Here is a 22,279-nt window from a genome sequence, read left to right on the forward strand (position 1 = left end):
GCTAAAATGTATTCTGTACTTATTTTTTAGACAATTATTCTGCTTCATACCATCCGTGTAACTCACGAACTTTTAACAATGCTCCTAAAATATCATTCCAAGTTTTAGGTTGCATCATTACATCATTCGGAAACATGCATCCATCCCAACAAATGTGTTTAAACTTTTTGGTTAATATTCCGTTTTCATCTCTTAGCCAATGTCCGGCATCTACAGCGATATCTAACTTACCATTCGGGTCAGTAGCTTGGCAATGTCTACCCGTTTTGTCATGTGAACCTGCGCCGAAAACAGTACCGTCGTTTTGGGCTACATGAAAATCGATAGTCCATGGTCGGAGTGCAGCCGTCAAGGTTTTTAATCCTTCAGTTAATGTTGCCCTATCGTTCCAATCAAAATCTTGTGGCAATATTCGCTCATCTTCTTTGTTGTATCCTAATAAATACAAAAGGGTATGTGCCATATCTGCTTGAAAACCAATATTGGGTCTGTCAACAGTTTCTAAGGTAGTCAACATTGTTTTCCATCCGTGCATTCCGCCCCAGCAAATTTCACCTTCAGCCGCTAATGATTCTCCGTAACCTGCGGCTACATCACAAGCTTCACGAAAGGTTTGCGCAATTAATTTGGTGTTGGCAACCTCGTCTTTTGCCCAAGTTTCAGGATCTATAGAAGAGTCAATACGAATTATTCCATTAGGACGAATTCCAATATCACGTAATTTTTTACCTATTTCACAAGCCTTTCTCACTTGTGTTACAAAATTCTTTCGGTCTTCAGTAGAGCCCATTGCAGAACCCCCGCCAGTACCGGCCCATATTGGAGCTACGAAGCTTCCAATTTCTAAATTGTAAGAACTTACTTTGTCTACTAACTTTTTTAAATCGTCGTCAGACGAATCAATGCTCACGTGAGGGTCTGCTAAGAATAAATCGATTCCGTCAAATTTTTTACCATTGACCTCGGCATTTGCTGTCAATTCGAGTATGGTGTCTAAATCAATAGGCGGTTCAGAGTCTGGACCTTTACCAACCACGCCTGGCCATGAAGCATTATGAAGTTTTGGATAATTGTTATCTGGCATAACAGTTGTTTTTAATTATTACTTAATTCTTTAAAAATACTTGTCCGCTTATATTGCGGTTCGATGTTGTTCTGAAAATGGTTTAGTATAAAATTCGTAACAAACGCTTTGTCAAAGTAACCTTTATGTGCAAAGCAATAAACTTTACTAAGTAATTATAATTTGAATGAAAAATGTGCTTCCGCTTATTTTTAATTCAAGGTTAAATGAATTTAAATACCTGTGCATTTTTTAAGTGATTTCACCTGTCAATATCTAAATTTATTCTCACTTTTTATGCACTATTCTTAAAATTGTTTCATTAAAATTAGACAATTAAAATATAGCTGTACAAAACTATACTACTAAGTGTTTTGATATTTCCTTTATCTTGCTAAATGATGATACTTTTTTGTCATATATTTGGATGTTTTGTTATTTAAATGGAAATTTATGAGTAGTCCAAATATTGAAAAAACGCTTACCACAAAAGAGACTTTTATCTTTAAGGATATTGTTGGTCCCTATTTCAATCCACAATGGCATTTTCATTCTGAGTATCAAATATCTTTTATTGTTGAAGGCAAAGGAACTCGTTTTATTGGTGATAACGTTCATAGTTTTGAAGAAGGTGATTTGGTGATTACAGGGCCAAGTCTACCTCATTTATGGCGTAGTGATGATTTGTATTTTGAAAAAAATAGCACCTTGTCTACCAGGGGATTAGTTATTTATTTTGATCAAGAGCTTTTCAGTGAATCACTTTTGGATAGAGAAGAATTTTATAATCTTAAAAAATTGGTAGAAAACGCTAGCAGGGGTATAGAGTTTTACGGAGAAACGCGAAAAAAAATAAGAAGTTTGCTTGAGCATTTATCAAACGAAAGAGGGTTTCAACGAATTATTAAATTATTAGAAATACTTGATGTTCTAGCCACTAGTGAAGAATACAATTTGTTAGCTAGTCCTGGTTATACAAATGTATTCAAAGGTGATGATGCAGAGAAAATGCGGTTGATTTATGAATATGTAATGAATAATTTTAAAACAAAAATTTCATTAGAAGAAGCTGCAATGTTGTTGAATATGACAACTACGTCATTTTGTAGGTATTTTAAGCCGCGTGCAAACAAAACTTTCACACGTTTTGTTAATGAGATTCGAATAGGGCATTCACGTAAACTACTTTTAGAAGACAACCTTAATATATCGCAAATTAGTTATGAATGTGGTTTTAATGCGCTCTCAAATTTTAACAGACAATTTAAAGCGATTACTGATATGAGTCCGCATGAATATCGAAGATTGTTTTTAAATATTAAATCAAGTCTATCCTAATAAGACAAAAAAGTGTCATCTTTTTACAAAATATAGGAATCTTGAAAGAGCCTTTTACTATAGTTTTGTGTAGTTATGGTTTTATTGGTAGTTTTTTTGCCGTATTTTTAAAACAAGCCATTGCTAATGAGTGATTTAATAATGATTTTAGATATAAATTATAATTATCTCAAAAAAAATAGTAAACTTATAGGCTCAAACAACTAGATATACCAAAGTTAAAAACCTTATTAAAATTTAAAATTATGGAAACAAATGCAACTGTAGGTGCTTCAAATGCGAACAGACTCTTTTATGGAAGTTGTTTCGCTTTAATTACTACCGCCTTTTCATTTAGTATTGCTGCTGGAATATTAGATCAATTAAAAACAGAACTAGCTCTCTCAGGAGAACAAGCTGGTTTAATAAGTTCGATGTGGTTCTTAGGCTTCCCAATTTCTATGGTTATTGGGGGACTAATATATCACAAAATTGGAGGTAAGATAATAATGCAATTTGCATTTCTTGCTCATGCAGTTGGTATTTTAATGCTCATATTTTCAGGCAATTATATTGGTCTTTTAGTTGCGAATCTGCTTATTGGTTTAGGTAATGGATGTACTGAGGCAGCTTGTAATCCTATGATAGCAGATGCTTATCAGGGTAATAAGATGAGTAAGATGTTGAATCGCTTTCATATGTGGTTCCCCGGTGGTATTGCTGTTGGTAGTTTATTGTCAGGCTTAATGACGAATATTGGAATAATTGGGCAAAATCAAGTTTGGATCTTATTAATACCAGCTATTATTTATGCTTATTTATTTTACGGCCAGTCTTGGCCTAAAGCTAAAGTACAAGAGGCAGCTACATTAAGTGGCAACATAAAAGCAATGTTTACACCGCTCTTTCTTTTTATTGCTGCATGTATGGCTCTAACCGCAATTTCTGAATTCGGACCTAATCAATGGGTTAGTTTAATATTATCTAAAAGCGGAGCACAACCAATGCTAATTCTTGCTTTAACGGCAGGTTTAATGGCTGTTGCAAGGTATTTTGGAGGAGATATGGTTAAGAAATTTGATCAGACAGGTGTGCTATTAGGGTCAGCTATTTTGGCAACTATTGGTATTTACTTATTTAGTACGCAAACAGGAGGTATGGCATATGTTGCAGCCATTATTTTTGCTTTGGGTATTGCTTATTTTTGGCCAAATATGATTGGTTTGGTGGCAACTAAAACTCCTAAAAGTGGGGCATTAGGTATGTCAGTTATAGGTGCGATAGGTATGTTTTCTACATCAATTTTTCAATCCATAATTGGTGGTTGGATTGATTCAGATAGAGCCGCTGCTTCTGCGCAAGGTTTAACTGGTGATGAGTTGGAATTAGTTGCTGGACAGGAAACCATGGGTACAATGGTGTTATTTCCAGCAATACTTATAGTTCTCTTTACAATACTTTATTTCTGGATGAAAAACAAAAAAAGTGATGATGTAGCAACTGCAGCTGCACATTAATAATTTATTTGATTATAAACAATCCCCTACCTAAACTAGGAGGGGATTGTTTGGTTTTACTAGTAAGGTTTAATTAATTCTTGGCTATCAAGAATATGACTAAATGATTATATATGAAAATTGGTATGAATATGTTACTCTGGACAAATCATGTAACAGAAGAACATTTTCCCATTGTAGATACTTTAAAGAAAACGGGCTATGATGGAGTTGAATTATTTTTAGGTGAAGGCAATGAAGCTCATTATTCAAAATTAGGCAGGTATTTTGCTGATACAAAAATGGGTGTGACCGCTGTTGCAGCCTTGGCACCTGAAGAAAATATAGCAAGTGCTGATAAAAAGTATAGGGCAGCTGGTTTAGATAAACTTAAATGGTCAATTGATGTAGCCGCAGCTGCGAATGTTGAAGTGATATGTGGTCCTTTTCATTCTACATTTGCCTATTTCACAAGACAACCTCCAACTATAGAAGAGAAACAATGGAGTGCTGAGATGTTAAGAAAGGCAGCAGAGTATGCAGAGCATTCAAATATAATTCTCGCGCCAGAAGCCGTAAATAGGTTTGAGTGTTATTTGTATAATACTATGGCTGATTTGAAAAAGATGGTAGAGGCAGTTGATCATCCTAATTTGGGAGCAATGTATGATACCCATCATAGTAATATAGAAGAAAAAAGTCAATCTAGTGCTTTAAAAACAATTGCACCTGTTTTGAAACATATTCATATTAGTGAAAATGATCGAGGTACACCTGGTAGTGGACAAGTACAGTGGAATGATGTTTTTCCAACAATAAAGGAAATTAATTATGATGGATGGTTGACCATTGAAGCTTTTAGCACCATCATTCCTGAATTTGCGAATGCAATTAATGTTTGGCGTAATTACTCTGATTCAGAAGAAATTTATACCAAAGGACTACAGTTAATTAAAGAGGGAATGGGGATTTAATTTCTCGTATCTGATGCGTGTATAAAATAGTGCTTTATAATTTCAATAGAATAAAAGAACAAAAAAGCTTAAAATGAAAAATACATATTTGCTGATATTATTATGTGCAACACTATTTGCGTGTAAAGAACAAAAGTCAGAACAAAAAGAAGTTGTTACAGAGGTTGAGGCTCCAAAACAATGGTTGAATTATGAAGGTAGTAGTGATGATTCAAAACACATTGTGCTTATTTCTGGTGATGAAGAATATCGTTCTGAAGAAGCGTTACCGCAATTAGCAAAGATTCTCTCAAAACATCATGGTTTTAAATGTACAGTTCTATTTGCTCAAGATCCTGCTAAACCAGGTATAGTAAATTCAAATTATGTGAATAATATTCCAGGTCTAGACGCTCTTGATTCTGCTGACATGATGGTGATTTTAACACGTTTTAGAGCTTTGCCTGATGATCAAATGCAGCACATTGATGATTATTTGAAATCAGGGAAACCAGTAGTTGGCTTAAGAACAGCAACCCATGCCTTTAATTTTAAAGAAGAAGATGTTTCTTTATTTAAAAATTACGGCAATTATTATAAAGGTGATTTAGCCGAATGGACTGACGGTTTTGGAAGATTAGTTTTAGGTGAAAACTGGCAAACCCATCATGGGCATCACAAACATCAAAGTACAAGAGGTGTTTTTGCTAAAGGAGCGGAAGCACATCCGATAACAAACGGAATTGTAAGTGGAGAAATTTGGGGTCCTACAGATGTGTATGGGGTGCGCCTACCATTACCTGATGATAGTGCGCCTATTATTTTAGGTCAAATTATTAATAGAGCAGGTGAATATAATGAAGATGATGTACTTTTTGGTATGAAATCTTCAGATACTGAATTGGCTACAGAAAATAACACAGGCTTGAAAGTGAACGATGTACTTATGCCAATTTCATGGACAAAAAGTTATCAGCTACCAGGAGGAAAAAAAGGTAAAGCTTTTACTTCTACAATTGGAGCAGCAACTGATATGTTAAATGAAAGTGTTCGTCGATTAATAGTAAATAGTGTTTTTTGGACTATGGGTGAAACAGTGCCTGAAAAGGCTAATGTTGATTTGGTTGGTGATTTTAAACCATCAGCATATGGATTCCAAACCAATGAATATTGGTTAGATAAAAATTTAAAAATTTCTGATTTAGAATAGTTTTAAAACCGATAGCCAACTCTTATCATAGAGCTAATTGGTAGTACTGGTACAACTACAAAACTGGCATCTGGATTTTCAGATATAGATTCTTTGGTTACCTGATTTGCACTAGCACCAAATTCATTGGCTCCAAAAAAGTTAGCCAAACCATCAGAATTAAAAAGATTGTTTACTAATAGATTGAGAGTAACATTTTCGCTAACATTAAAACCTAAACCAAGATTGAAAATACTGTATGCTGATAATTGAAAAGCATTCGCAATATTGCCTTCGCGCTCGCCCATATATTGCCATCTGAAAAATCCATTAAAAACTTCATTGTCATATTCAGCACCTAAATTAAACATAAGATTAGGGTTGAAAGGTAATTTGTTGTCTGAATAATCAACGGTGCTATCGTCGGCAGTATCTATTGAGCCAGCGGAGTTGTATACCGTCCATTTGGTGGCTTTTCCATTTTGAAGGGTACCATTAAATCTAAAGGTTAAATTGGAGGTTACCGAATAAGCGCTTTCCCATTCTACACCAATAGTTCTTGAGTCGTTAAACTGAATCGGTGTGTAAAATACACTATTTGAGTCTCCATCAAATGCAAAGTCAGCTACGCCAATATTGGTAAGTGTGCTGTAAAATGCAGTTGCGGTAGCAGAGAAATTGTTTTTAGATAATTTAACACCTATTTCGGCCTGGTTTATTTTTTGTACTTCACCAGCTTTATTAATGGGTACATTTGAGAAATTGTTGAAATAATAATTTAGTTCTGGTGCCTTGTTTCCTGAAGAGTATCGAGCAAATAGGGCTGCATTATCGGTTACTTTATAGTTTATAGCTCCTGAATATGATACGTAATTGTAGTTGAAATCAAAACTATCTTGTTCACCCGTTGGTATTAGTAAACCATTGTCGTAATCAGTTAGAGGATTACCATCAACTCCGCCTGATCGTTCTAATGGAGCAGATTGGTCTTTACTTCCTTTGTGTGATATAGTTTCATATCGCACCCCTAAATCAACATATACGCGTTCATTTAGCTTCCAGTTGTCATTAGCGAAAAAAGCTAGTTGTGTAACATCTGCACGTGAATTGTCAAAAAATAACCCCCCATAATTACTTAAGCCATTTTTGTCGGATAGCTCAATAATTGGTTGATCTGGGTTTTGTAATGTTACGTGTAACATTCTGGGATTGGGTTCATATGTTACAAAACCAAAATTACCTTGTGTGTATAGTGATGTTGAAGACAAGCCACCAGCAAAACCTATATTAAGATCATGCATTTCAGCCTTCTTTCGAATTGTAATTTGATTCATCCATTCGTCAGATTCATTTTGTTTTAACCAAGAGGCTGTTCCCATAATTGCATCATTAGGTAGGTTGCCTGAAATGTAGTTAAAAGGTTGTCCTATTAAAATTCCACTATTGTCAACACGTGCAACTTCATTTTGAGTTACTGCATCATTGAAAACAATTTGTCCTACAGGAAATTGAGCTCCTGTAATAAAATAGGCTAGAGGGTTACTTAAAGAAACAAATGAGTTGCTAATAGCAGTTTGCCAATTTGCGCTTTTGTCGGAATGTTTTAAATTAAAACGAACAGACCAATCATTGCCTAAGTCGTGTAATAAGTCTACGCCGAAAGCGTGGTCTTGCGCATGAGCACCTTGCGAAGGATCAAAGTTATTTGTAGCGCCTGAGTCAACACGTCTTCCATCGGGTACATTTGCGCTAAAAGCAGGCATCATTAGGGCTGTAGATCTGAAGTTTTGACCAAACGCTGCCTCAGGCTGTTCCCAGTTAATTGCGGCAACACCGGTATATCTATTAGTGAAATCATCTAAAATTTTACCATAAAACTTTATGTAGCCTTTGCTGTGTTCTTTTAAAAGATTGAATTTTACTTGGCCACCTTTACTAAAAGTGTAATCTGTATTACGTGCGCCTTCGTCATTTCTATAGTGGCCTCCGATGTTGTAATACCAGTTGTTGCCAAATGAGCCTCCAATAGTACCATCAATTCTTGAGCTTAAATTACTTTCACCTTGAACTCCACCTTGAAGTTGAATTTCTCCGCCAAAATTTTCTCTTTTTGTCTGTGAAATGAAGTTATAAATGCCTCCTGGTCCGTTTAAGGCGGTTATTGAAGCATTGCCACCTCTAACCGCTTCTAGTTTGGTTGTAGTGATGTCTACTCTGTGAAATAAATCGGGCCCGTAGTACGAATGTTGAACAAGGCTAACAGGTAAGCCATCTTCTTGTAAAGAAATATAATACCAACCCATGTCATCTTCTGCTGATGCTGAAATACCTCTGGAATATACTTTGGTAAAAACTTCACCAGCGGATGGGTCGGTAAACGTGCCTGGAATTGCTTGTAGCAAATCTGCAGTACCTCTTTGAGTGGTTTGCCGAATTGCTTTCGCGTCAAGTGTTGTAACTGCTGTACTAGATTGAAGTTGAAGTCTTGGGTCAAAATTACCTGTAACAACAACATTTTGCAGATTTAATGGGTCATCAAACAAGGTCGTTGTTAATGATATGTTTTCATTTGTGACCTCTAAAATTTCTTTATGAGTTTTAATGCCGATATACGAAATAGTAATTTCATAAGTGCCAGAATTTATGCCGGGTATTTCAAATGCACCCTGCATATTAGAAATTGTATTCTGGTTAGTGGGGGATAGGTTTACGTTAGCCCCAGCTAATGGGTTGCCTTGATTGTCTTTCAGCTCACCACTAATTGTGATTTGCGAATACAGTGAATTACTAACAATAGAAAATACTGTTATAAACAGTATTGCGTAATATTTGTTCATCAAAAGTTGTTTGGAACTGCAAATATAACGTGCTTATTTAATAAGATTTATACTTTGCAAGTAAAAAAAACTCCTAATGAACAGATATTAGTTATTTAAACTCTTGGTAAATCACCTTCTCCTTTTAAAGGTAAATGTGAGGATCCCATTAAATAAGAATCAACATGATGCGCTGCTTGTCGTCCTTCTGAAATGGCCCAAACGATTAATGATTGTCCTCGTCTTTGGTCACCTGCGGCAAAAACACCAGCTACATTTGTTTTGTAGTCTTGTTCAGATGCTTTAATATTGGTTCTAGGATCAGCTTCAAGCCCTAGTTGTTCTGCAATTGTCATTTCAGATCCAGTAAAACCTAATGCTAATAGTGCTAATTCACACTTCCATTCTTTTTCAGTGCCTTCAACTTCTTTAAGCATAGGTCGCTTGCCAGCTTCTTTAATCCATTCAATTTCTGAAGTAATTAGGCCTTTTAAATTGCCGTCTTTATCTCCAATAAATTTTTTGGTTGAGATGCTAAAAAATCGATCAGCACCTTCTTTGTGTGATGAGCTAGTACGCAAGCGCATTGGCCAGAAAGGCCAAGGTTGATCTTTAGGTCTTGTTGTTGTTGACATTGGCATGATTTCAAAATTTGAAACCGATTTTGCCCCATGACGGATAGAGGTTCCGATACAGTCAGAGCCTGTATCACCACCACCTATTACCACAACATCTTTATCGGTAGCCATAATTTCCTTGTCGAACTTTTTCACTCCGTCAACACGTCTATTATTTTGAGGTAGAAAATCCATTGCTTGCACAACACCGTTCAAATCAGCTCCTTCAATAGGTAGGTTTCTTCGAACCGTTGCGCCACCGCATAAAACAATAGCATCAAAGTCATTTTTCAATGCATCAGCTTTGATATCAACTCCAATATGTACGCCGCATTTGAATATTATGCCTTCTTCTTCTAAGACTTTTAATCTTCTGTCAATTACATGTTTTTCCATTTTAAAATCTGGAATTCCATAGCGTAATAATCCACCAGCTTTTTCGTCTCTTTCAAAAACAGTTACAGTGTGTCCTGCGCGGTTCAATTGTTGTGCAGCAGCTAAGCCTGAAGGTCCTGATCCAATTACTGCAACTTTTTTGTCTGTGCGTTCTTTGGGTGGTTTTGCTGTAATCCATCCTTTTTCAAAGGCAGTTTCTACAATATTTTTTTCAATATTCTCAATAGTTACAGGGTCTTCATTGATACCTAGTACGCAAGCTTCTTCACAAGGTGCAGGGCAAAGTCTACCTGTAAATTCAGGAAAATTGTTTGTTGAATGTAAAATGGCTGCTGCCTTTTCCCATTTCCCACGATAAACCGCATCGTTGAAATCGGGAATCAAATTGCCTAAGGGACAACCACTATGGCAAAAAGGAATACCACAATCCATGCATCTAGCGCCTTGATCTTTTAAATCTTTTTCTTTGAGCGGTTTTGTGAATTCATTGTAGTTTTTGACACGCTCTTCGACTGGCTCATAGCCTTCGATCTTTCTTTCAAATTCTAAAAATCCTGTTATCTTTCCCATGTCTCGACTATATGCTTTGTAATTTTTCTTCTTCCATTCTAATAAGTGCTTGTCTGTATTCTTCAGGGAATACTTTCACGAACTTAGGTAAACTTTTCTCCCAGTTTTCCAAGATACGTTGAGCTAATGGGCTCATTGTATAATTATAATGGCTTTCGATTAATTCTTTCAATTGTTTGATGTCTTCTTGCTCTTCAACCGGCAATAGATTTAAAGACTCTTTATTACAGTTCTTTTCAAAGGTCTTGTTTGGGTCAAATACATAGGCAATACCACCACTCATACCTGCGCCAAAATTTCTACCAACCTCGCCAAGTATCACAGCAACACCACCGGTCATATATTCACAACCATGATCACCAATACCTTCTACTACTGTCTTTGCGCCTGAATTTCTCACACAAAAACGTTCACCAGCCTTACCATTGATATAAGCTCTACCTGCCGTGGCACCATATAACGCAACGTTTCCGGTAATAACATTATCCTCAGGTACAAAAGTTGCTTTTTCCGGCACCTTGATAATTAGTTTTGCACCGCAAAGGCCTTTACCTAAGTAATCATTCGTGTTTCCGTATACCGTTAGAGTTAAGCCTCTTGTTGCAAATGCTCCAAAACTTTGACCCGCTGATCCCTTAAAATTAATTTTAAGCGTATTTATAGGCAAACCTTCCGCTCCGTAGGTTTTAGAAATCTCATTACTGATAATTGCACCAACTGCACGATCTGTATTCTTTATTGGATAATCAAGCGTTAGCTTTTCTTTTCTAAATAAAGATGGATTCGCTTTTTTAATAATATCAAATTCAATTGATTTTTCAATATTGTGTTTCTGCTTTTTGGTGTTGTATAATTTTGTGCCTGCCGGAACATCAATTTGATGTAAAATAGGACTCAAGTCAATACCAGAAGCTTTATAATGTTCAATGGCTTTTTTGCGATCTAATTTTTGAACTTGACCAACCATTTCATTTATAGTTCTGAAACCGAGTTGCGCCATAATTTCTCTTAACTCTTGGGCTACAAAGTACATGTAATTAACTACATGTTCTGGTTTGCCTGCGAATTTTTTACGCAGTTCAGGGTTTTGAGTTGCAATACCTACTGGGCAGGTATTTAAATGACATACACGCATCATTATACAACCAGAAGCTACCAACGGTGCTGTTGCAAAACCAAATTCTTCAGCGCCTAAAAGACAAGCAACAGCAACATCACGACCAGTTTTTAGCTGGCCATCACATTCAAGAACAATTCTATTTCTTAAATCGTTCATTACTAAAGTTTGCTGTGCTTCAGCAATACCAAGCTCCCAAGGAAGTCCTGCATGCTTAAGTGAAGTCAAAGGAGAAGCTCCTGTTCCACCATCAAAACCAGATACTAAAACCACATCTGCTTTTGCTTTAGAAACACCAGCTGCAACGGTACCAACGCCAACTTCAGAAACAAGTTTAACATTAACTCTTGCTTCTCTATTTGCTGATTTTAAATCATAAATCAACTGTGATAAATCTTCAATAGAATAAATATCATGGTGTGGAGGAGGTGATATTAATCCAACGTATGGTGTTGAATTTCTTGTTTTGGCAATTGCCGGATTTACTTTTGGTCCAGGTAACTGTCCACCTTCTCCAGGTTTGGCACCTTGTGCCATTTTAATTTGTATTTCTTTAGCATTGGTTAGGTAATTAGAGGTAACTCCAAATCTACCTGATGCTACTTGTTTAATTGCACTGTTTTTCCAATCACCAGAAGCATTCTTATAAAAGCGTTCAGCGTCTTCACCACCTTCACCTGAATTGCTCTTACCGCCAATACGGTTCATTGCAATGGCTAAGTTTTCATGCGCTTCTTTACTAATAGACCCGTAAGACATGGCTCCGGTTTTAAATCGTTTAACGATTTCGGTCCAAGGTTCTACTTCGTCTATTGGAATTGGGTCATAATTAGAGAATTCAAACAAACCACGAATAGTAAGCAAGTTTTTAGATTGCTCATTAATCATGTTAGCATATTCTTTATAGGTGTCTGGTTCGTTACCACGTACCGCCTTTTGTAACTTGGCAATAGTTAATGGGTTGAACATGTGTTTTTCACCATCACGTCTCCATCGGTATTCACCGCCAACTTCTAAATCAAGCTCTGCTTCAATTTCTGTTTCAGTAAAAGCTTTTTGATGTCTTTTGGCAATTTCTTTTTCTATTTCATAAAGTCCAATACCCTGAATTCTTGTCGGAGTAGTCGGAAAATATTTATCCACAACTTTGGTGTTGATACCAATACATTCAAAAAGTTGTGAGCCACGATAAGAATTCAAAGTTGAAATTCCTATTTTGTTCATCACCTTAAGAATACCTTTGCCAATTGCTTTGTTGTAGTTCTGAACAGCATCCTCAAAAGAGTATTCTGTTATATCATGCTCTTCAATTTGCTCAGCAATAATTTCATTTACCAAATATGGGTTTATAGCACTTGCGCCAAAACCAAATAAAAGACAGAAATGATGCACTTCTCTAGGTTCTGCTGATTCAATAATGATACTCAACTGAGAACGTTTGCCAAGTTTCTGTAATCCACTATTTACAAATGAACATGCTAAAAGTGCCGGAATTGGTGCTAGGCCTTTACTTAAATTACGGTCTGATAATATAATAATGTTGGCATCATCATCAATGGCTTTTGATGCTTGATCTAGAATGCTAGCTAAAGCATCTTCCAAACCATTTAATCCTTTTTTAATTTGATAAAGAATAGGAATAGATACAACTTTATAATCAGGACTAACATCGTAGTTCTTGATTTTATCTAAATCCTCTTTAGAAATAACAGGATTTTTAATTTTTAATTTTCGACAATGTAATTCAGTAGATTCAAAAATATTGCGATCCTGACCTAAAGTTAAACTAATATCAGTAATCATTTCTTCGCGGATACCATCTAAAGGTGGATTTGTTACCTGAGCGAATAATTGTTGAAAATAATTATAAATCAGTTGAGGTCTTTCTGATAAAACAGCAATAGGAGTGTCTGACCCCATTGAGCCAATAGGTTCTTTGGCACTTTTGCCCATCGGAAGTATTATCGTATTGATATCTTCTAGGGTGTAACCAAAGGCTGATTTTCTTTTTTCTAATGATGCCTCACCTAAAAATAACGGACAGTCATTATACGGAATGTCTGCTAGATGCACCAAGTTTTTATCAAGCCATTTTTTATATGGATTTCTTTGTGCAATTTCTTCTTTGATCTCTTCATCATTAATGATTCGACCTTCCTCCATATTTACTAAAAACATTTTGCCAGGTTCTAAACGACCGTGCATTTCAACGTTTTCAGGTTCTATGTCTACTACACCAACTTCAGAAGACATAATAACGTAACCATCTTTAGTTACAGAGTAACGAGAAGGACGTAAACCGTTACGGTCTAAAACAGCACCAATATAATTTCCATCAGTAAAAGGAATAGATGCAGGTCCATCCCATGGTTCCATCATACATGAATGGTACTCATAGAAAGCCTTTTTCGCTGCAGACATTTCAGGGTTTTTCTCCCATGCTTCTGGAACAAGTATCATCATGACTTCTGGTAAAGATCTGCCAGTCATAAGTAATAATTCAACAACCATATCCATAGTTGCAGAATCTGATTTAGCAGGAAGAATTACCGGTAAAATATTTTTTATTTCGTCACCAAACAAGTCGCTTTTTAAAAGTTCTTCACGAGATTTCATTCGAGAAACATTGCCCCGAAGAGTATTGATTTCTCCGTTGTGACACATGTATCTAAATGGTTGTGCAAGATCCCACGTAGGGAATGTGTTTGTTGAAAAGCGTTGATGAACCAATGCTAAACGTGTTACTACTCTTGGGTCCATTAAGTCTTTATAGTAAAGACTAATGTCTTTAGGCATTAAAAGCCCTTTAAAAATTATAATTTTAGTTGAAAGGCTTGGTACGTAGAAGAATTTGCTTTCCGACATTTTAGAAGCGTTGATACTATGCTCGGTTGTCTTTCTAACTACATATAATTTTAGATTGAAATCAAAATAAGATTGATCGTCAGAACTTTTAGCAATAAAAAGTTGCTTAACGTACGGTTCTGTTTCCATGGCAATTCGTCCTGGAACCGAACGGTTCACAGGTACATCACGCCAACCTAAAAGTTTTAGGCCTTGTTTTTTAATATTTTCTTCAAATATAGAAACACAGAAATTTCTTTGATTTTCTTTTTGAGGCAAGAAAATATTTCCAACCGCATATTCTCCTGCAGCTGGAAGTTCAAAATTACAAGTCTCTTGAAAAAATTCATGTGGAATATCTACAAGTATTCCAGCGCCATCACCTGTTTTTCCATCAGCACTAACCGCGCCTCTGTGTTCTAGTTTATCTAGAATTTCAAGTGCTTTGTGGATTATATCGTTTGATTTATTTCCTTTTAGGCTGCAAATGAATCCTGCTCCGCAGTTATCGTGCTCAAATTCGGGCGAATAAAGCCCCTGTTTTTTCAACGTCATGTTATTGAGGTATTTAATCAAAAATATCAATTTTGCTGAATTATCAGCAATAGTTTGGCGATAATCGAATAAAAAAAGCAAGGCTGGTGATAAAAGCTTAAAATAAATGAAATATCTAAATTTTAACCCTATTAAATTGAGATATTGATAATGGGTAAAACTTAAAAAGGATTATCAAAACCTTTATTCTTGCAAGTAACTCTTTTTAATCACGCAATATACTTCTTGAGATTACAATTTTCTGAATTTCGCTAGTACCCTCATAAATTTGGGTGATTTTGGCATCGCGCATTAATCGCTCAACGTGATACTCTTTTACAAAACCATTGCCACCATGAACCTGTACGGCTTCAATGGTTGTGTCCATTGCTACTTGTGAGGCATATAATTTTGCCATGGCGCCTGAAAGGTCGTAATCTTTACCTTGATCTTTGTCCCATGCGGCCTTGTAAACCAAATGTCGGGCTGCTTCTATTTGGGTATGCATGTCAGCTAATTTAAATGCTATAGCTTGGTGGTTAGCTATTTCAGTGCCAAATGATTTTCGTTCTTTTGAATATTTTTTGGCTAATTCATAAGCGCCCGCAGCTATTCCTAAAGCTTGGGCTGCAATACCAATTCTACCGCCAGCTAGAGTTTTCATTGCAAATTTGAAACCGAAACCATCCTCACCAATTCTATTTTCTTTAGGAACTTTTACATCGTTAAAATTTAATGAATGGGTGTCGCTACCTCTTATGCCAAGTTTGTTTTCTTTTGGTCCTATTTCAAAACCTTCCATCCCCTTTTCAACAATAAGAACATTAATGCCTTTATGGCCTTTTTCTCTATCTGTTTGGGCGATAACTAAGTATACTTCAGCTGTTCCACCATTGGTAATCCAATTTTTAGTGCCATTTAAAATATAGTGGTCGCCCTTATCAATTGCTGTCGTTTTTTGTGATGTAGCATCGCTACCAGCTTCTGGTTCTGAAAGGCAAAAAGCACCAATTATTTCGCCTGTGGCTAAACGTGTTAAATATTTTTCTTTTTGCGCTTCAGTTCCATAAGCTTCTAATCCCCAGCATACCAATGAATTATTAACGGATACCACAACCGAAGCAGAAGCATCAATTTTAGAAAGTTCTTCCATCACCAAAACATAAGAAATAGTATCTAAACTGCTTCCTCCGTATTTTGAATCAACCATCATTCCTAGAAATCCAAGTTCTCCCATTTTTTTAACTTCTTCTTTCGGAAATCGCTGCGCCTCATCGCGCTCAATAACTTCAGGTAAAAGCTCTGTTAGGGCAAAGTCTCTTGCCGCTTGTTGGATCATTAATTGTTCTTCGGTAAGTGAAAAATCCATATTTGTAATGATTTAAAGTGGTATCTAACAAAGATACAAGGCAATTGCCAATTATTAGTTATTTGATCACTTGATCTAAGATAATTTTTATATTTGCTTACTGCAGCCTTGGTCTTTTTTTTGAAAAGTAAGAGGCGTCAAAAACCTTTTTAGTAAACCATGAATTATAATTTATTATTAAAAGACCAATCTTCTACAATTAGAATGGCAAATTTGAATATATTTAGCGAATATCAGAATTAGACTAATTTTAGCTAAATAGGAGATTTTTTTTATTACAAACAGAACTTACAACAAAACTTAAATTTGAATTATGGAGACCATTATTATCATCGTATTTCTAGCGGGATATCTTGCAATTACACTTGAGCACAATCTAAAAATTGATAAACTGATTCCTGCATTAGCTATGATGGCTTTGCTATGGGCAATTATTGCATTGACTCATATGGATGTTTTTAATGTTAATACTGAGCTTAGGCAGCTTGAACCAACCCATTTAGAAGAAATATTGTTGCATCATCTGGGTAAAACAGCAGAGATTTTAGTGTTCTTACTAGGTGCGATGACTATTGTTGAGATTATAGATTATTTTGACGGTTTTGCTACCATAAAAGGATTTATTAAGACAAAAAGTAAACGTAAATTATTATGGTTGTTTTCCATTTTGGCATTTATATTATCTGCCATTATAGATAATTTAACGGCTACAATTGTTTTAATTACAATACTTCAAAAAGTAATTAATGATCGCGAAACAAGATTGTGGTTTGCTGGTATGATAATTATCACCGCAAATGCTGGTGGTGCCTGGTCGCCAATTGGTGATGTTACCACTACAATGTTGTGGATTGCCAACAAAGTTTCTGCTTTGCAATTAATTGAGCACGTATTAATACCGTCGATAGTTTGTATGGTGGTGCCTGTGTTGATAGCGAGTCGTTTTAAGGCCTTTAAGGGTAATATAGAAAGTGACGTAAGTAAGCTTGAAGAATCAAAATCTAAGTACGGCGCCACAATGCTTTATTTAGGCTTAGGTGCAATTGTGTTTGTTCCATTTTTTAAAACAGTAACACATTTACCACCTTATGTTGGTATGATGTTGTCTTTAGCTGTGGTGGCAACTTTTGCTGAAATCTATAGTAATTCGAAATTTACGATGTCAAATGTTGATGGTGAAGGTGATGATTCAGTTGGGCATCACAGTCCTGTGCATAGTTCATTATCAAAAATTGAATTACCAAGTATTCTATTTTTCTTGGGGATATTATTGGCGGTTGCGGCATTAGAATCTTTGGGTATTTTATTTCATTATGCAGAAAGTTTAAATGAAGCAATTCCGAATACGGATATAGTTGTTATGTTATTTGGCGTTGGTTCTGCGGTTATTGATAATGTGCCATTGGTGGCTGCAAGTTTAGGTATGTTCTCTGAGCCAATGGATAGTCCGCTATGGCATTTTATTGCCTATTCTGCTGGTACGGGAGGTAGTATGTTAATTATTGGTTCTGCTGCGGGAGTTGTAGCTATGGGAATGGAGAAGATAGATTTCTTTTGGTATCTTAAGAAAATAGCTTGGTTGGCGCTGATTGGTTTTGTTGCTGGTGCAATAACTTTTGTTTTCTTGAGAGATTTCATATTAAACGCATAATTTAATCGATAAACAACCGTTATTAAAGCAACTAATCAAAGGGAATATATATGTCAATTTTTCAAGACCTAACTCAAGACCCAGCAATGGGTGAGGCATTATCCGAAGAAAAAACACTTTCGGTTATCGATTTAATCTTCAGTGGAGGTACTGGTAGTATACTAATTATTGGTGTGCTGTTCATTTTGCTTTTTGTTGCTTGTTACATTTATTTTGAAAGGCTTTTTGCTATTAAAGCGGCTTCTAAAATAGATAAGAATTTCATGAATCAAATTCGTGATTATGTTACTACAGGTAAGCTTGATGCAGCAAAAATGTTGTGTGCACAAACTGATTCTCCCGTAGCGAGGTTGACTGAAAAAGGTGTTTCTAGAATTGGTAAACCTTTAGATGATATAAATACAGCAATTGAAAATGCAGGTACTTTAGAAGTGTATAAGCTTGAAAAAAACATTAGTGTTTTGGCTACTGTTGCAGGTGCTGCACCAATGATTGGATTCTTAGGAACTGTAATTGGTATGATTTTAGCCTTTCATGAAATGGCAACCAGTGGTGGTCAGGCAGAAATGGGCTCATTGGCTTCAGGTATTTATACAGCGATGACAACAACTGTTGCTGGTCTAATAGTAGGTATTATTGCTTATATAGGTTATAATCACTTGGTAAATAGAACAGATAAGGTTGTTCATAAAATGGAAGCCAACGCAGTTGAATTTTTAGACCTTTTGAACGAACCACTTTAGTAGCTGTTTATGAAATTGAAAGGAAGAAATAAGGTCAGTCCAGATTTTAGTATGTCGTCAATGACTGATATCGTTTTTCTGCTATTAATATTCTTCATGTTAACAGCGAATTCACCTAATGCCTTAGATTTACTTTTACCAAAGGCAAAGGGGAAATCTACAAATACTCAGAATGTATCAGTAAGTATTGATAAAAATCTGCAGTATTTTGTAAATAATGAAAGAATTAACGGAGACTATATTGAAGTTGAATTGAAAAAGGCATTGCAAGGTCAAGACAAGCCAACAATAATTCTTAGGGCAGAAGAAAGTGTTGCTATTAAGGAAGCTGTTAATGTCATGGATATTGCTAATCGAAATAATTACAAAGTAATATTAGCTGTTCGACCCAATTAAGTTATAAGTTTACGCCCACATCCTACCTACACGCTACAATTTTTTAATGCCTTATTTATTTTGGCAGTATTTTTGATTTGAAATTGATAAAATAAATTGGTCGCATGCCTATATTAGATACGAGACACAAGAAAAAATCATTTACATTAACAACAGCTTTGTTGAGTGTGCTTGTGCTTTTTCTATTTTATATAGGGATGACCTATATGGATCCACCTGAAGAAATGGGAATTTCTGTAAACTTCGGAACTACAGATTATGGTATGGGCAACGTACAGCCTAAAGAAAAAATCAGATCAGAACCTTTAGACACTCCCCCAGTTGAACCAACGAAACAAGAAGAGGTTGTTGAGGAAGTAGTTGAAGAAGTTGTGGAAGAAGAACCTGAAGCGGTTGCTGAAAAAGAAGCGCCTTCAGAGAAAGTACTCACGCAAGAAAGTGAGGAAGCGATAAAAATCAAGCAGGCTAAAGAAGCAAAGATAAAAGCTGATAATGCAGCCAAATTAGCCCAAAAGCAAAAAGAAGAAGCTCTAAAAAGAGAAAAAGCAAAAGCTGCTAAAATTGCACAACAGAAGCGAGATGCTGAAGAAAAGGCAAGAAAAGAACAGGAAGCCAAAAAGAAGAAGCTCGATGAATTAATGGGTGGCTTAAATAAATCTGATGGTAATGCATCTGGTTCTGAAGGTGAAGATAATAGAGCCGGAGATAAAGGTTCGCCTGATGGTGATCCCTATGCTACAAGTTATTATGGAAGTCCAGGTTCTGGAAGTGGTACAGGTGGCTATGGCTTAAACGGTAGATCATTGGTCAGTCGCGGTAAAGTAGCACAACAGTGTAATGAAGCTGGTAGAGTAGTGGTGAAAATTGTTGTGGATAAAAATGGTAATGTTATTAGTGCCACGCCAGGTGTTAAGGGTACAACTAATACAAGCGCTTGCTTATTAGAGCCCGCTAAAAAGACAGCGTTTAAGCATAAATGGAATTTAGATTCAAACGCGCCAAGTCAACAAGTTGGTTTTGTAGTAGTGAATTTTAAGTTAGGAGAGTGACCTATCAAGAAACCTTAGATTGGATGTTTGCTCAGCTTCCAATGTATCAGCAAAAAGGTAAAAGTGCTTTTAATGCTAAACTAGATAAAAGCATCGCTTTTGCTAATTATTTGGGCAATCCTGAAAAGAAATTTAAAAGTATTCATGTTGCTGGCACTAACGGCAAAGGTTCAAGTAGTCATATGTTGGCTTCTGTTCTTCAAGAAGCAGGCTATAGTGTTGGGCTATATACTTCACCCCACTTAAAAGATTTTCGAGAACGTATTCGAATAAATGGTAGGTCTGCTGATAAAGATTTTGTAATTAATTTCATTGCCAAACACAAAGATTTTTTAGAATCAAACCAACTTTCATTTTTTGAGATGACCGTGGGTATGGCTTTTGATTTTTTTGCACAGAAAACGGTAGATATTGCTATTATAGAAGTTGGATTAGGAGGCAGACTAGACTCAACTAATATTATTAGACCTGAAGTATCATTAATCACTAACATTGGTTTTGACCATGTAGATATGTTAGGTGATACTTTAGAGAAAATAGCGATTGAAAAGGCTGGAATTATTAAGGAGGAAATTCCTGTTGTAGTTTCAGAATTTCAAAATGAGATTTCAGCAACATTTGAATCCATAGCCAAAGAAAGAAAAACGAGTGTTGTTTTTGCCGATTCAATAATTAAAAAAGAATACGAAACTTCATTGTTAGGTAACTATCAATCGAAAAACGTAAAAGGTGTTGTTGCAACAATTAAAGAATTAAAGGGGTTTAATATTACAGAAAGTCATATTGAAAAGGGATTGGTTAATGTGATTGCTAATACCGGATTAATGGGTCGCTGGCAGGTGTTGTCTGAAAATCCGGCCATAATCTGTGATACGGCACACAATAAAGAAGGATTGTCATTGGTAATGAATCAGCTTAAGCAGCATAAGTGCAATGAACTACATATTGTTTTAGGCTTTGTGAAAGAAAAAGATTTAGAATTAATTCTTCCACTTTTTCCAAACAATGCGACGTATTATTTTGCAAAACCAATGATTCAAAGAGGTCTTGATGCATATTTATTGCAAGAAATGGCTGAAAAATATGGACTCAATGGAAAAATATTTAATTCTGTAATCGAGGCTTTTAGTTGTGCAAAGCGCAATGTATCAGTAGATGATTGCATTTTTGTGGGTGGAAGTACCTTTGTTGTAGCAGAAGTTATATGATATTTTCATTTTTTTCTTTTGGCATCTCAAAAACTAGTTTATATTTGCACCCTCTTAAGCTAATTAAGCGAAAGGGCAATTAGCTCAGTTGGTTCAGAGCACCTCGTTTACACCGAGGGGGTCGGGGGTTCGAATCCCTCATTGCCCACTTAAATAAAAAATCCCGATAGAAAATTTTCTATCGGGATTTTTACTTTTTAAACAAATTGGAAAACTTGATTTATTCAATCACTTTAATCTTTCCGCCAAAAACTTTGTCTTTATTGACTTCCTTCGGATTTCCATAAATAGTTATGGAGCCTCCAGCGCGAACTTTAGCATCTGCTTTTTGTGAAGCTTTAATTTCTGCAGTGCCTCCGGCATTTACTGTAACTTTAGTTTGTTCAGTGCTTAAATCTTTGTTGTAAGCTTTACCACCTGCATTGGCAACTACTTCTTGCGTTTTTGCTGTTCCTTTTAAAATTATTTCGCTACCAGAAGTTGATTTCACGTAAAGGGTTTCTATATCAACATTCATTTCAATATCTCCACCTTCTTGAGCAGCAATTTTCACATCTTTTCCTTTGAAAGTGCCTTCTGAGAATATTTTCGCATTCTCATTGGCATCTAAAAGCACTAAATTTTCAGTGTAATATAAGGTTGCTTTAATATCTCCACCATCCATATGGTTTTCAAAGTCCATCTTTATTTTTAAGAGCCCCTTGTTGTTGTCAATGTTCACGTCACTTATATCTTCGCCTGTTAAAATTACTTGGTTTTTGTCGCTCTTTATAATGGTGACTTGTATTTGGTCAAATGCTTTTAATTCGGTGAATTTTTCAAGGTCAGTAGTTATGTTTTTTTGTGCTCTTGTTGAGAAGGAAGTAATTAGTATTGCGCAGAATAATATTATATTTTTCATATTTAATGGAGTTTATTTGTTCAAATAATAGCATTCAAAAGTAATGTTAT

Annotated in this window: 15 protein-coding genes and 1 tRNA gene; 10 read left to right on the forward strand and 6 right to left on the reverse strand. The window is 35.7% G+C overall.

Annotated features, from left to right (window positions below; translation table 11 throughout):
- Positions 1 to 34 precede the first annotated feature (34 nt).
- The gene (locus tag JQC67_RS06230; protein WP_203251971.1) at positions 35 to 1,084 is read right to left on the reverse strand and encodes a sugar phosphate isomerase/epimerase family protein; all 1,050 of its coding nucleotides are present in this window, start codon (positions 1,082 to 1,084) and stop codon (positions 35 to 37) included.
- Between the two features lie 432 nt (positions 1,085 to 1,516).
- Between JQC67_RS06230 and JQC67_RS06235 the strand changes: the two genes are divergently transcribed.
- The 4 genes from JQC67_RS06235 (at position 1,517) to JQC67_RS06250 (ending at position 6,039) form a co-directional block, all read left to right on the forward strand.
- On the forward strand, positions 1,517 to 2,401 hold the full coding sequence (locus tag JQC67_RS06235; protein ID WP_203251972.1) for an AraC family transcriptional regulator: 885 nt from the start codon (positions 1,517 to 1,519) through the stop codon (positions 2,399 to 2,401).
- A 245-nt stretch (positions 2,402 to 2,646) separates the two neighbouring features.
- Positions 2,647 to 3,897 carry an MFS transporter gene (locus JQC67_RS06240; RefSeq protein WP_203251973.1) on the forward strand — a complete coding sequence of 417 codons (1,251 nt, stop codon included), beginning with the start codon at positions 2,647 to 2,649 and terminating at the stop codon, positions 3,895 to 3,897.
- 113 nt (positions 3,898 to 4,010) lie between these two features.
- Positions 4,011 to 4,850, forward strand: a complete 840-nt coding sequence (locus tag JQC67_RS06245) for a sugar phosphate isomerase/epimerase family protein (protein WP_203251974.1) — start codon at positions 4,011 to 4,013, stop codon at positions 4,848 to 4,850.
- Between the two features lie 73 nt (positions 4,851 to 4,923).
- Positions 4,924 to 6,039 (forward strand): ThuA domain-containing protein, encoded by a 1,116-nt coding sequence (locus JQC67_RS06250; protein ID WP_203251975.1) that lies wholly within the window; start codon positions 4,924 to 4,926, stop codon positions 6,037 to 6,039.
- A 2-nt stretch (positions 6,040 to 6,041) separates the two neighbouring features.
- On the opposite strand, the gene JQC67_RS06255 is transcribed toward JQC67_RS06250, so the two are convergent.
- The 4 genes from JQC67_RS06255 to JQC67_RS06270 all read right to left on the reverse strand — a co-directional run bounded on the left by JQC67_RS06255 (position 6,042) and on the right by JQC67_RS06270 (position 16,281).
- The gene (locus JQC67_RS06255; protein WP_203251976.1) at positions 6,042 to 8,855 is read right to left on the reverse strand and encodes a TonB-dependent receptor; all 2,814 of its coding nucleotides are present in this window, start codon (positions 8,853 to 8,855) and stop codon (positions 6,042 to 6,044) included.
- Positions 8,856 to 8,950: 95 nt separating this feature from the next.
- On the reverse strand, positions 8,951 to 10,417 hold the full coding sequence (locus JQC67_RS06260) for a glutamate synthase subunit beta (RefSeq protein WP_203251977.1): 1,467 nt from the start codon (positions 10,415 to 10,417) through the stop codon (positions 8,951 to 8,953).
- 7 nt (positions 10,418 to 10,424) lie between these two features.
- Positions 10,425 to 14,933 carry a glutamate synthase large subunit gene (gene gltB, locus JQC67_RS06265; protein ID WP_203251978.1) on the reverse strand — a complete coding sequence of 1,503 codons (4,509 nt, stop codon included), beginning with the start codon at positions 14,931 to 14,933 and terminating at the stop codon, positions 10,425 to 10,427.
- A gap of 205 nt (positions 14,934 to 15,138) precedes the next feature.
- The gene (locus tag JQC67_RS06270; RefSeq protein WP_203251979.1) at positions 15,139 to 16,281 is read right to left on the reverse strand and encodes an acyl-CoA dehydrogenase family protein; all 1,143 of its coding nucleotides are present in this window, start codon (positions 16,279 to 16,281) and stop codon (positions 15,139 to 15,141) included.
- 313 nt (positions 16,282 to 16,594) lie between these two features.
- Here JQC67_RS06270 and nhaD point away from each other — a divergent pair, with 313 nt between their 5' ends.
- From nhaD to JQC67_RS06300, 6 genes are all read left to right on the forward strand, one after another.
- Complete coding sequence (gene nhaD / locus JQC67_RS06275; RefSeq protein ID WP_203251980.1) at positions 16,595 to 17,932, forward strand: sodium:proton antiporter NhaD; 1,338 nt, start codon at positions 16,595 to 16,597, stop codon at positions 17,930 to 17,932.
- Positions 17,933 to 17,982: 50 nt separating this feature from the next.
- Complete coding sequence (locus tag JQC67_RS06280; RefSeq protein WP_203251981.1) at positions 17,983 to 18,675, forward strand: MotA/TolQ/ExbB proton channel family protein; 693 nt, start codon at positions 17,983 to 17,985, stop codon at positions 18,673 to 18,675.
- A 9-nt stretch (positions 18,676 to 18,684) separates the two neighbouring features.
- The gene (locus tag JQC67_RS06285; protein WP_203251982.1) at positions 18,685 to 19,071 is read left to right on the forward strand and encodes an ExbD/TolR family protein; all 387 of its coding nucleotides are present in this window, start codon (positions 18,685 to 18,687) and stop codon (positions 19,069 to 19,071) included.
- A 104-nt stretch (positions 19,072 to 19,175) separates the two neighbouring features.
- Positions 19,176 to 20,120 carry an energy transducer TonB gene (locus JQC67_RS06290; protein WP_203251983.1) on the forward strand — a complete coding sequence of 315 codons (945 nt, stop codon included), beginning with the start codon at positions 19,176 to 19,178 and terminating at the stop codon, positions 20,118 to 20,120.
- Complete coding sequence (locus JQC67_RS06295; protein ID WP_203251984.1) at positions 20,117 to 21,328, forward strand: bifunctional folylpolyglutamate synthase/dihydrofolate synthase; 1,212 nt, start codon at positions 20,117 to 20,119, stop codon at positions 21,326 to 21,328. The genes JQC67_RS06290 and JQC67_RS06295 overlap by 4 nt, the downstream gene beginning before the upstream one ends.
- Before the next feature lie 73 nt (positions 21,329 to 21,401).
- Positions 21,402 to 21,476: transfer RNA gene (locus JQC67_RS06300), tRNA-Val, on the forward strand.
- Positions 21,477 to 21,548: 72 nt separating this feature from the next.
- Here JQC67_RS06300 and JQC67_RS06305 read toward each other — a convergent pair.
- Complete coding sequence (locus JQC67_RS06305; RefSeq protein ID WP_203251985.1) at positions 21,549 to 22,229, reverse strand: head GIN domain-containing protein; 681 nt, start codon at positions 22,227 to 22,229, stop codon at positions 21,549 to 21,551.
- Positions 22,230 to 22,279: the final 50 nt, after the last annotated feature.

It is taken from the genome of Aurantibacter crassamenti (genome assembly GCF_016811105.1).
In the GTDB taxonomy this organism is placed as follows: Bacteria; Bacteroidota; Bacteroidia; order Flavobacteriales; family Flavobacteriaceae; genus Aurantibacter_A; species Aurantibacter_A crassamenti.

Bases quoted from the DNA above. Each gene is read 5' to 3' on its own strand.
- JQC67_RS06230 (WP_203251971.1), bottom strand. From the start codon at position 1,084: ATGCCAGATAACAATTATCCAAAACTTCATAATGCTTCATGGCCAGGC.
- JQC67_RS06235 (WP_203251972.1), top strand. From the start codon at position 1,517: ATGAGTAGTCCAAATATTGAAAAAACGCTTACCACAAAAGAGACTTTT.
- JQC67_RS06240 (WP_203251973.1), top strand. From the start codon at position 2,647: ATGGAAACAAATGCAACTGTAGGTGCTTCAAATGCGAACAGACTCTTT.
- JQC67_RS06245 (WP_203251974.1), top strand. From the start codon at position 4,011: ATGAAAATTGGTATGAATATGTTACTCTGGACAAATCATGTAACAGAA.
- JQC67_RS06250 (WP_203251975.1), top strand. From the start codon at position 4,924: ATGAAAAATACATATTTGCTGATATTATTATGTGCAACACTATTTGCG.
- JQC67_RS06255 (WP_203251976.1), bottom strand. From the start codon at position 8,855: ATGAACAAATATTACGCAATACTGTTTATAACAGTATTTTCTATTGTT.
- JQC67_RS06260 (WP_203251977.1), bottom strand. From the start codon at position 10,417: ATGGGAAAGATAACAGGATTTTTAGAATTTGAAAGAAAGATCGAAGGC.
- gltB (WP_203251978.1), bottom strand. From the start codon at position 14,933: ATGACGTTGAAAAAACAGGGGCTTTATTCGCCCGAATTTGAGCACGAT.
- JQC67_RS06270 (WP_203251979.1), bottom strand. From the start codon at position 16,281: ATGGATTTTTCACTTACCGAAGAACAATTAATGATCCAACAAGCGGCA.
- nhaD (WP_203251980.1), top strand. From the start codon at position 16,595: ATGGAGACCATTATTATCATCGTATTTCTAGCGGGATATCTTGCAATT.
- JQC67_RS06280 (WP_203251981.1), top strand. From the start codon at position 17,983: ATGTCAATTTTTCAAGACCTAACTCAAGACCCAGCAATGGGTGAGGCA.
- JQC67_RS06285 (WP_203251982.1), top strand. From the start codon at position 18,685: ATGAAATTGAAAGGAAGAAATAAGGTCAGTCCAGATTTTAGTATGTCG.
- JQC67_RS06290 (WP_203251983.1), top strand. From the start codon at position 19,176: ATGCCTATATTAGATACGAGACACAAGAAAAAATCATTTACATTAACA.
- JQC67_RS06305 (WP_203251985.1), bottom strand. From the start codon at position 22,229: ATGAAAAATATAATATTATTCTGCGCAATACTAATTACTTCCTTCTCA.